Genomic DNA, 10,655 nt, shown 5'->3' with positions numbered 1-10,655 from the left:
GATGTGAGATTTAATGCAACGCTACTGAGCCAAAATAAAATGTCTCGGATGGGGCGAAATCAACAGCCTTCTCCTCCCACGGAAAAGGGAAGCAAGAACGAGGGGGATATGAATTGAAAGCAAAATGGATGATTGTAATCGGTTTGCTTGCTGTAGTCGGCTTGCTGTTGACAGGCTGCTGGGACAGCAGGGAACTCAGAACGATCTCAATTGTCACGGCAATGGGGGTAGATAAAGCGCCGGAGAAAAATGAATATCGCGTATCTTTACAAATTGTCAACCCGGGGACCGTGGCGACAGGATCGATGGGAGGAGGGGGAGGATCAAACGTTACCCCGGCAACAATTTATTCGAGCACGGGAAATACCCTGATGGAAGCCATCCGCCATGCATCGCAAAAAGTACCGCGGGAGCTTTTCTTTTCGCATACCCAACTGCTGATAATCGGGGAACCGTTAGCGAAACAAGGAATCAACGAAATATTTGAAATGTTTTACAGGTCGCATGAAGCCCGTCTCACTACCAGAGTACTTGTAACAAGATTAACGAATTCCGAAACCGTAGTGCAAACACTTGCTCCATTGGAAAAAATTCCGGCAAACAGCGCGACTGGAAAAATAAAAAACACATCAAAAATGTGGTCGGAGAATATTGAAATCATCATCGATGACGTCATCAAGGCGCTGACAAGCGAGGGAAGAGAGCCGATAATCAGCGGGATCACAATCGTCGGAAACCAAAAAGAAGGAAAAAAATTATCGAATAATGAACAAACCGTTCCTCCGGCCGTGATTGAGATCAAAAGCATGGCCCTTTTCAAGGACGGAAAGTTGACATATTGGCTGCATGGACATGAGGGTCGCGGGGTGTCGTGGATTCAAAATAAAATGAAGAGCACCATTATCAATATTAATTGCAAAGATCAAAAAGACGCTGTCGGCATTGAAGTGGTTCGTTCAAAAACGGAAATTAAGGTGGACATTCGAGCCAAGAGACCAATGTTCCATATTCTTATACGGGAAGAAGGAGATATAAGCGAGGTAAAATGTCCAATTGACACGAGCAAGGAAGAGGAAGTCAAGAAGCTGGAGACAGAGTGGGCGAATGAGACCAGGAAAGAAGTCATGCAAGCCCTGTATGCCGCCCAGAGAACCAAAAGTGATGTGTTTGGTTTCGGGGATGCGGTGAATCGCGCACACCCAAGAGCGTGGGAGAGCATGAAGAATGATTGGAATGAGACGTTTGCCGACAGCAAGGCCGATGTGAAGGTGGATGCATTCATCCGGCGTACAGGCATGCGAACGAAATCCTTTTTAATGGAACAAAGCAAACAAGAATAACCGTGAAGGGCGGGACCGGCGTAGTGGAAAAGGCAAGAATCAGCGTTAAGCAATTGTTTGCCTTGATCATGTTGTTTGAATTCGGCACCGCACTTGTTGTTCCAATCGGATTGGCGGGACGACAAGATGTCTGGCTATCTATACTGCTTGCGCTATTCGGGGGCATCGGGCTGTTTCTCCTTTACGATTTTCTTTTTCGTCAATATCCCGGTCTGCCATTAAGCGGATATGCCCGCGAGATTGCAGGAAAATATATCGGATCACTATTAAGTCTTCTGTATGTCCCTTTTTTTATTTATCTTGCTGCAAGGGATTTGCGGGATGCGGGCGATCTCCTGGCCACCTCCGTGTTCCACCGGACGCCGCTGTTTGTAATCACTGCCTTAATGATTGTCGCGATTGTTTATGTCCTGCATAAGGGGATCGAAGTGTTTGCAAGAACGGGTGAAATCTACCTGATGGTGCTGATTGGTCTAGGTGTTCTGGGCAATATCGTTGTACTGTTTTCCGGTTTAATCGATCTGAAAAATCTGCATCCTTTATTGGCAAGAGGGTGGGGACCCGTTATAATAGGATGCCTATCCAAACATATTCATGTTTCCGTTCGGTGAAATGATTTGTTTCACCACGATACTGCCCTCTTTAAATAAACGCCAATCGGGAAGGAAGACAGGCGTTATTGCCTTGATCTGCAGCGCTGTCATATTAAGCATGACACACGCCGTTGAAATCGCTGTACTTGGTTCCGATATGTATGGCAGGGCTGCCTTTCCTTTATTGATAACGATCAGCAAAGTGAACATCGGGGATTTTCTGCAACGTATGGATGTGATTGTGATCCTCACCTTGATTATCGGCAACTTTTTCAAGATTGCCGTCTTTTGTTATGCCGCGTTGATTGTGGCATCGGATCTATTCAAAGTGAATGAACAGTCTGAACTGGTGCTACCTATCGGAACAGTGGTCCTGCTTACAGCGATGATGATCGCAAGCAATTGGCCTGGGCATATTCAAGAGGGACAACTTACTATAAAGTTTCTTTTGCCCCTTTTTTCCGTCGTTATTCCGGTACTGCTTCTGGCCATTCATCTGATTCGCAAACGTTTTGGCCGTCCCCGTCCGAATACTCCCGCTGATGAGAAAAGGTGAATTACGATTTTTCAGGCGGTTGCGCTTGCTTCTTTGTGAAAATTGAAATAACCATGCCGGCAAGGAGCACAAACAAAATCACGTATTCCGGTACAGTCATCACCCAGAAAGGGTTTTTCATGTTTCTTAACGACATGGAAAGGTTCATTCCCATCATCAAATCCATCATGATGGCAACAGCCATACTTAATAAAAAAAACAAGATAAAGAGAAACAGAATTTTCATACAGCAAGGACCTCCTTCTTATCGTCTATACTGATTATTTCCAGAAAAAAGGGGAAATAACGGAGGGGACTGGTCCATTCCCTGCTGCCATTCGCTCCGCTGCTCCGCCGCACAAATATAAACACCGCCTCCCGAGCGCCGCTGCGTCCGGGAAAGCGGTGTGTGCTTTTACAAATAAGTCAAGCTGTCCAGAATCTCCCGCAGGCTCAACTCGGCGCACGCCATCGAGGTGTCGGCGACGCCGTAATACATTTTCACGATATCGCCTTCGACAAACGCGCCGCATGAGAACACGACATCGCGGAAAAAGCCGTTCTTCTCATAATCCGCCTCGGGCTCCAGAATCGGCTTGTCGGATCGCGCAATGACCTTCGCCGGATCGTTCAGGTCGAGAAGAAGCGCCCCCATGCAGTACCGGTGCTCCTTCGTCGCCCCGTGATACAGCTCCAGCCAGCCCCGCTCCGTGCGTAAAGGAACCGCGCCCCCGCCGATGCGGCCGCCGTCCCACATGCCTTCCCGCAAGCCGGCCAAATGTCGGTGGTTGCCCCAATGCAGCAGGTTGTCGGATTCGGCGATCCAGATTCCGGGCTCCCCGATGCTTTTCACGGTCGGACGGTGCAGCGCATAATACTTGCCGTTCACCCGCTCCGGGAAGATCAGCACATCCTTGTTGTCCGGGCAGAAAATCATGCCGTGATGCGTGACCGTCTCGAAATCCTTCGTCGACACCATCGATTCCCCGATGCCGACGGGCGAGACGGCCGAGAAATAAATATAATACGTATCGCCGATTTGCGTGACGCGCGGGTCCTCGATGCCGTAGGTTTCATGGCGGTCGGAAGGATAAACGAACGGCTTGTCATCTATCGTAAAATGGCGTCCGTCCCTGCTGCGGGCAATCCGGATATACGACAGCGAAGTCAGATAAGCGAAGCCCGAGCTTCTCGTCACATCCCGCACAACGCGCGGATCGGAGAAATCGTACCGCTCGTCGTCGGTTCTCAGCCGGACCAGCTCAACGGCCTTCGTATCCGGATCATAGACGGGTGCCAGCACGATGCCAGGCTCCGGGCTGACCGGCCGCTCCGCAACGCGAAGCAGCATCAGCACCTCATCGTTGTATGTGGCGATGCCTGCATTGAAAGCGCCGATGACCTCATAGCCTTCGTGAAAAGGTTTGACGTCCGCCGGTGTAACCAGCGGATTCTGTTCATAGCGGTAGGCGTTAATCGTCGTCGTTGCGGTCATGTCCGTTCAGTCTCCTTAGCGTTCATATTTGAGAAAAGGGTCGGTGATCGTCAGGCGGTGCGCTTCCGCGTCGCTGATGCCGGCGTACAAAAGCGCGGTGCCGTCCGGCCGGCGGACCAGGCCGCCGCTGAACACCACGTCGACGAGGTCGGCGCGTTTGGCCGCGCCCGGCAGAAATCGGCGGCGCGTTGCGATCACCTCGATATCCGAATGGCGCCCCGTCGCCGGGTCGAACGCAAACGCCATCGGATAATAATGGCGGTCGCCCCGCTCGTCGAAGCAGGCGATATGGCCAAGCACGCCGACCAGCCCGCCGGCCAGTGGATGAAGCTCGTTCGCGCCGCCCCATTCGCCGTCCTCGAACTGCCCGTCAAGCAGAGGCGCATCCTCGATCAGCCGCAGCGTCAGGCCGCTTAGCGACGACGCGCGGGCATAGCCGATTTTGCCGCGCCCGCCCTTTTCGCCCTGCGGCCTTGTAAAAACGCCGATGCCCCCGTCCGCCAGCTCCACCAGCCGCAGATCCTTCATGCCGTCGGGGCCGGTGAAGAACGGCTCCAAATCGGCGATGCGCGCGCCTTTATAAAACACCGTGCGCCACGCAAGCGCCCCTTCCCGCTGCGGATGCAGATACACCTCAACACCGCCGATTACGAGCTCGCCGCCGATGCGCGTGTGGAAAGGGTCCTGCAGCGCAAAAGTCGGCGCCCCTTCGCGGGGCATCCAGACGCCGTCCCTCTCGACGAAAAAGACGATACGCGACCGCTCGCTGTCCCGGGACTCCACGCGACCGGCAATGACAAGCTCGCCCTCATCCTCGTACGGAGCGGCGATATTGTACACATCCTGTCCGTCGACGCCGCCAAATACGAGCTTGACCGGATCGACGGCCAGCTTCCCGCCCAACTCGTATTCGAGAAGCAGCGCGTCGCAGGTTTTCGTTTCGGTTTTCTCCGGTATGGTCAATGTAATGGCTCCTCTCCTCATTGCTGTCCCAATTACGTTGTACGAAAGCCCGCCGTTCAAAGGACGATCCGGGCGCCGTCAGCAGGAATCCAATCCACCTGAGTCGATCCGGCCGCGTTGTCAAGGTACAGCTACAGCTGGATCCAGATGGCAGTTTTGTCATCGGATTTCTTCACCCTCGGATACAGTCTGCAGTCCGGATCGCCCTCCTCCGTCTCGACAAGCCATTCCACATAACACTCTAGTCCCATCTGCGCCACTCGCGCGGTCACTTCAACGGGGTCGAACATCGGCTCCTCCGCGCGCTTCGGCGCATACAGGCCGTCCGTCATCAATAGCAAAGCCTTCAAGTTGATCCGGTTGATGCAGCCGTGCTCCAAATAATCGGCGGCTTCCGGCTGCCCGTTCAGGACTGCGTAGCCGGAGGTCGTGTTCGCCGACTGCCTTCCCCGCACGATCTGCGGCAGCACATGCGACTAGAGCGCATCGCGGGACGCCAGTCCCGCGGTGACGCCCTCCGCCCAGAGCCGGTGCGTCTCGCGGTCCGATAGGCGATCTGGTCCCGCGTGACGAACCGGATCGTCCCGTCCGTGTAAACGGCCGTCAGCATACAGTCGCCGGCTTGCGCGTAGTGAACGGCGGTATCGGTCAACCGGATCACGGCGCCGCCGCCGCTCCACAGCTCTTCCTTCCGGTCCGTGCGGATGCCATGCTTCATCATTTCCTCCCGAAGCAAGCGATTCGCTTCCAGAAGCGCATCGGTAAGCGGGAACGCCGGCTGCCGGGTCCCCGAATCGTCCAACAAACGATGCATCGTACCGGCGATAATGCCTGCCGCAATATAGCCGCCGGTCTCGCCTCCCGCTCCCCGGAACGGAACAAGGGAAGTTGCGCCGTCTATCACACCGTAGACGCCAAGCTCTTCTTTAACGACCAGCTCATCCTCGTTCCAAGGGCTGCTTCCTTGAACGGATAAATGTACAATGTTCACTCCGCCGTCACGCTCACTTTCAGCACGACCGCTGCCTTGGCGGGCACCGTGACGGCAATCGGCCCCGTGCCGCCTGTAAATACCGTCGTGTTCGCAACAAGGTCGACCACCTCGAAGGTGCGGCCATAGCCGGCAGCACTACCCTTAGCAAGGCCTCTCCCGCTCCCTCCGCCCAGCTCGATGATCGTTTCCCGCGCTTCGGGATAATGGTTATAGACCAGCGTGCAACCGGCATCCGATTCGTCCCTCCCGAGAAAATCCGTCCGGTTGAGACCCATTGCAGCATATACGGATCGTCCGTCTGCCGAAGCACGGCATCCCACCACAGCGAGACCGCGCCTCCGTAAACCGAACGATGACCGTGAAAATCGTCCGACGCGTAAGGCGACTTCCCGCCGAACGCATCGACGAGATTTTTGTACGGCACATCAGTGCTCCGAGGGAGCATATTTTGCTCTCTCAGCGATCATTTGGAGCAGGGTGGACGCTGTTTTGAGCTCTCAGCGCCTGGCACCGCCTTCCATCGTCAGAAATGTCCGCCGAGGGAGGGAATTTCCCGGTCTCAGCGTCAGTTCGCGATGGCGAATAGACTGAGGGAGGGTTTTGCCCGCCCTCAGCCCCTCAATCTCCCGTTGCCGGGACGAGTAGTGTCAGCCGCGATCATCCACGGTTGTCGTCATCGTTCTTGTCGTCGTTCCGTTGCCTTCACCCCGGTCATCGCCGCGGTCACAGTTCCCCCGGCACGTTCAGTTCCGGTCACCAGCACGTTCATTCACGTTCCCTGGCACGATCATCGTCGCCGTCATGATCGCGGTCTCCCGACTTCGCGGCCACCTCGATCCAGGCGGTGCCTTCACCTGAGGCACTCGTCACCGTGACCCGGTGCCGGCCGAGGCCGATCGTGTCAGGCAGCTTCACAACCGCCTTGAACTCGCCGTTCTTCGAGGTCGTTGCTTGAGCCGACCGGCCGCCCACCGTGATCGTCAGCTTCCGGCCCGACACCACCTTGCCGAAAGCATCGGTCACTTTGCCGGCGACCGCCGCCTTTTTGCCTGGGCTCACGGTTTCGTTCCCCCTCTCCAGAGCAATGCGGTCGCGAGTGGTCGCCTGCTCCGGCGTTCCGACGAACAACGTGCCGCTGACGCTGTCCCGGACGACAGCGGTTTGCCGTCCATTCGGCGTCGAAACAACAAGGGACGTTTCCACCGGGTACAGCACAAGCGCATCAATATTGGCCGTCGCCGAATCGCTAGGATTAGCCAGGTGCAGTTCATGCTCGCCTGCCGCCAGCGTAACCGTGCCTATCCGTTTCATCGTGACGCGTCCTTCCGGCGCGCCCGAGAGCGGAACCGTAAGGACTGCACCCTCATCGAACCCGACAGCCACCTTGGAGGCAGACCCTTCGCCGCCGGCAGCGACCGAGCTCAGCATGATGTCGTACACGCCCGTCTGCGGCACCGTCACCGTATACGTTTTCGACTGACCGACCGGCATTCCCACATAGCCGCCGCCCGAAACGTCGGGATTGGCGTACCGAACCTCCGGCACCGACATTTTAAAAATCTTCACATCTGCGATCGACGCATAGCCTTCGTGCGGATTCGGATTGTTCACGTCCACGATGAACCGCACCACCAGCTTCACCGTTCCGGCGGGTATCGCCGCTCTCGGCGTCGTCTTCACGGCGCCGACGCCGGAGTACCACGTCCGCGCGTGATAGCGCATATCGTTGGCGTCCGCGACGATCGTCTCCGCGCCGGCGCTGTCCACCGCCGCCACTTCCGCACGCAGCGCGGTGTCGAACTCAATCCGCCCGTTGAACTGCAGCTTCACGGAATCGCCGACGGCAAATTGCCCCTCCCCGCCGCCGACCGGAATTTCGCTTGCAATCGAACCTCCGTCGATCAGCCGGATGTTGTTGTGCCCGTTCGCCACGACGAACACCGTCTGCTGCCCTTTCCAGCCCGGGTAAATCTCCGTGCCCGCGCCGACCTGCAGCGCATCGGCATAAATTTTCGCCTCATCCGTTCCAGAGTCGGCGGCCTGCGTCACCAGCGCCTTCTCCGGCGCATTCAGCTCTCCGTCAGGCAGCGCCACCTGACTGTCCGGCGGGGCCGCATCCATATACAGCTTCTCGATCTCGATCGTGGCCGCCTTCACCGCGCTTGTCGTGACGCCTTGCAAATACGACCGCGCGACCGGATTCTTCTGAATCCGCAGCAGCGCCCGCAGCGCTTCATCAACCGACTCGCCGCCGCTGTTGATGTTCACCTCGGTGACGTACAGGCCGTCGTAAGCGTAGCCGTTTTTCTGATCGAACATCGGGAAATTGCGCACGTTGTTGCCGGTCCACCAGGAGCCCGCAATGCCGGCCAGCGCTGCATACTTCTCTTTGCCGGTCACCTCGTAAAGCGCCAGCAGATTATCGACGTAGCTCGCCGTGCCGTAATTGATCAACGGGTAAGGCTTCTTGTTCGGGCTCAGCTTCTCGGCGCGTCCGGAGATGAGCAGGTCGCTAAGGAAGCTGTCCGCCGCCAGCTCGGCCGTCTCAATCCACTGCCGCTCACCGGCAATTTGGCCGGCGAATGCCAGCGCCCGCACCTGGATGCTGCCCCATTCCTCCCACAGGTCGGGATTCGTCGAGCCGTTATAGAGATGCATGATGCCGCCGTACGGGAAGTCGCGGAAGGACGAGCCTCCTTGCGCCAGGTAGATTCCTTCCCCAAGCTTCCGCATCGAATCGCGAATCGCCGCCTTGACCGCCGGATCACTAGCGGCGTCATAATGCTGTTTCAGGGCGTTGACCGCCAGCGACGACACCCACACATCGCCCATCAGCAGCCACTTCGCCGCCTTGACATCGCCGACGGTGTAATACTCGCCATACGCGGGGTCCGTTTTCTGCTTCAACCGATTCAGGCTCAGCTCCAGCCGATCCTCAACCCGCTCCGCCAACGCGGCATCCGCGTCCGCCAGCTGCGGCAGCGCCGTGCCCATCGCCTCGTAGGCGCGCACCGCCCACCAGCTGAAGCTTTTTTGCGAGGACTGGCTGTCCTTCACATAGATCGTGCCGTCCGGATCCTTCGCGACAAAATTGTCGAAGTCGCCGTCCTCGTACTGCATCCACATCAGAAACTCCAGGCCGCGCTTGATCATGTCGTAGCTGTAAGCGTCACCGTATGTTTTATAATGCTCGACGTACGCGATGACCGCCCGCGACACATCGTCCACCGCGGAGAAGCCCTCCTGCGGATCGCCGACCCACTCATAGCCCTTCGTCAAATCGCCCCGGTCGATCGGCTCCGAGTACAAATGCGTAACGAACATCGGAACGCCGTCCAGCGTAATCTTTTCATTCATGAAATTGAAATGCTTCAGGTTCAGATACACCTCGTCAGCGCGCTTCAGCCCGTATTTACGAAAAAAAGACACGTCCTTGCCGGTCAGCTCGCCGTCCGCGTCATAGTCAAACCGCAAATCCGCTTCGCCGGCGCCACCGCGGTCAACCATCGCCTGCAATGCCTGCTCGTCGAGCTCATCTACCGTTCCGTCGCCGTTGACGTCGTATTTCGTCATCGACTCCTCGCGCTCGGCCGAGATGGCGACATTCCGGATGCGAACCGGCTTGTCCGTCTCGTTATGCAGCTCGATCCAGATCTCGGAAGCGTCGTCGCGTAGAACGCCCCCATTGCTGCGCGACGCATCCCTCGCCTCGAACCATACGCCGCGCGGCGTATCCGCAATATTGTCGACGTCGATTTGCGTGCCTTTCGCATCGTGCACCCGCACGAACACGCCGTCCGTCCGGTTCACGCCGTCCGCTGCGAACAGCTCGGTTCGAACACTTACTTTGTCGCCCGCCGCCGGCCGGTCGTTCCCGCTGCCGAACGGCACGCTGCGCCAGGCCGCCGCTCCGGGCTGCATCAGCAGCGAGCCGGTCAGGTACGATTTGTCCGCTCCATTGTGCTCCCAGCCCGCCATGCCTTCGGCAAAATCATACGTCGCGTAAGGCTTGATCACGGCTGCCGCGCCGCCCGCCCCGTCCTCATCGCGCTCGCCCCACACTTCCAACTTGGCAAGCTCAATCGTGCCCGGCGTATCGTTATGGATCTCGATCCACAGATCGCTCTGACCGGCCGGAATGACACCGCCGTCCCCGATAAACCGGGTCGTAAGCTCAACCTCGCGGCCGCGCTCGACGCCGGTGAAGTCGTTGATTTCCGCCAGCGTGCCGCCTGCGTTCATCCGGATCAGCACATTGTCGTCGACCGTGACGTCGCTGTTCAGCACCACCGTCGCCCGGGCATACACCGTATCGCCCGCCGAAGGCGCGCCTTCACCGCCCGTTATTGCGATCGGCCGCCACAAAGCGGCGCCCTGCTTCAGCGTCAGATGCTGCTCCGTCGTAAACTTGGAAGCATCGCCGGTGTCCCAGCCCCTCAAGCCCTCAGCGAGATCGCCGTTCTCCACCGCGTAGTTCACAATGCTCGTCTCGGCCGCGTAGCCGCCGCCGGGCACAACCGTCACACCCAATACCAGGCACAGCATCAGCCAGGCCGCGATATGCTTTTTCATCAAATTTTTATCCTCCCCGATGTCCGCTCATTTCTTCCGCTTCCGCCGTTCCGATCAGCCTCCGATCACCATCCGACTGATCACCGTCCTTAACGCCTCGGGTCATGCAGCTAAAATCATGGCCCCTAATCGATAAACCAATCGCCAGGGGCCATACATACCT

General features: G+C 57.3%; 10 protein-coding genes. 3 read left to right on the top strand and 7 right to left on the bottom strand.

What is annotated here, in order from left to right:
• Positions 1 to 113: 113 nt before the first annotated feature.
• From BG52_RS10720 to BG52_RS16635, 3 genes are read left to right on the top strand one after another with little or no spacing between them, the layout of a single operon-like run.
• Positions 114 to 1,340, top strand: coding sequence for a Ger(x)C family spore germination protein (locus BG52_RS10720; RefSeq protein WP_036667232.1), 1,227 nt, complete (start codon positions 114 to 116; stop codon positions 1,338 to 1,340).
• A 23-nt stretch (positions 1,341 to 1,363) separates the two neighbouring features.
• A complete protein-coding gene (locus tag BG52_RS16640; protein WP_263280395.1) occupies positions 1,364 to 1,951 on the top strand; it encodes a GerAB/ArcD/ProY family transporter in 588 nt (195 codons plus the stop codon).
• Positions 1,935 to 2,489, top strand: a complete 555-nt coding sequence (locus tag BG52_RS16635; protein ID WP_263280394.1) for a GerAB/ArcD/ProY family transporter — start codon at positions 1,935 to 1,937, stop codon at positions 2,487 to 2,489. Before BG52_RS16640 ends, BG52_RS16635 begins: the two co-directional genes overlap by 17 nt.
• A 1-nt stretch (position 2,490) precedes the next feature.
• Here the strand turns inward: BG52_RS16635 and BG52_RS10710 are convergent, their stop codons facing one another.
• The 7 genes from BG52_RS10710 to BG52_RS10680 form a co-directional block, all read right to left on the bottom strand.
• On the bottom strand, positions 2,491 to 2,715 hold the full coding sequence (locus tag BG52_RS10710; RefSeq protein ID WP_036584705.1) for a YczF family membrane protein: 225 nt from the start codon (positions 2,713 to 2,715) through the stop codon (positions 2,491 to 2,493).
• A gap of 168 nt (positions 2,716 to 2,883) precedes the next feature.
• Entirely contained in the window at positions 2,884 to 3,945 is a 1,062-nt protein-coding gene (locus BG52_RS10705) for a BtaManbiosPhlase (RefSeq protein WP_036584722.1), read from the bottom strand.
• Positions 3,946 to 3,978: 33 nt separating this feature from the next.
• A complete protein-coding gene (locus tag BG52_RS10700; protein ID WP_036584724.1) occupies positions 3,979 to 4,920 on the bottom strand; it encodes an MTP-1 family protein in 942 nt (313 codons plus the stop codon).
• Between the two features lie 137 nt (positions 4,921 to 5,057).
• Positions 5,058 to 5,381 carry a hypothetical protein gene (locus tag BG52_RS10695; protein ID WP_144340795.1) on the bottom strand — a complete coding sequence of 108 codons (324 nt, stop codon included), beginning with the start codon at positions 5,379 to 5,381 and terminating at the stop codon, positions 5,058 to 5,060.
• Complete coding sequence (locus BG52_RS10690; protein WP_036584709.1) at positions 5,333 to 5,917, bottom strand: hypothetical protein; 585 nt, start codon at positions 5,915 to 5,917, stop codon at positions 5,333 to 5,335. Before BG52_RS10690 ends, BG52_RS10695 begins: the two co-directional genes overlap by 49 nt.
• Positions 5,914 to 6,243 (bottom strand): hypothetical protein, encoded by a 330-nt coding sequence (locus BG52_RS10685; RefSeq protein ID WP_036584711.1) that lies wholly within the window; start codon positions 6,241 to 6,243, stop codon positions 5,914 to 5,916. Before BG52_RS10685 ends, BG52_RS10690 begins: the two co-directional genes overlap by 4 nt.
• 442 nt (positions 6,244 to 6,685) lie before the next feature.
• Entirely contained in the window at positions 6,686 to 10,492 is a 3,807-nt protein-coding gene (locus BG52_RS10680) for a hypothetical protein (protein ID WP_036584713.1), read from the bottom strand.
• Between the last annotated feature and the right edge of the window lie 163 nt (positions 10,493 to 10,655).

The sequence above is a fragment of the Paenibacillus darwinianus genome (assembly GCF_000598065.1).
GTDB classification, from domain to species: domain Bacteria; phylum Bacillota; class Bacilli; order Paenibacillales; family Paenibacillaceae; genus Paenibacillus_I; species Paenibacillus_I darwinianus.
Note: the sequence above shows the minus strand (reverse complement) of the source record. Positions and strands in the feature narration are given on the sequence as shown.

What these genes read in the sequence shown, in the direction of transcription:
- BG52_RS10680 (WP_036584713.1), bottom strand. Translation starts at nt 10,492, where the DNA reads ATGAAAAAGCATATCGCGGCCTGGCTGATGCTGTGCCTGGTATTGGGT.
- BG52_RS10710 (WP_036584705.1), bottom strand. Translation starts at nt 2,715, where the DNA reads ATGAAAATTCTGTTTCTCTTTATCTTGTTTTTTTTATTAAGTATGGCT.
- BG52_RS16635 (WP_263280394.1), top strand. Translation starts at nt 1,935, where the DNA reads ATGTTTCCGTTCGGTGAAATGATTTGTTTCACCACGATACTGCCCTCT.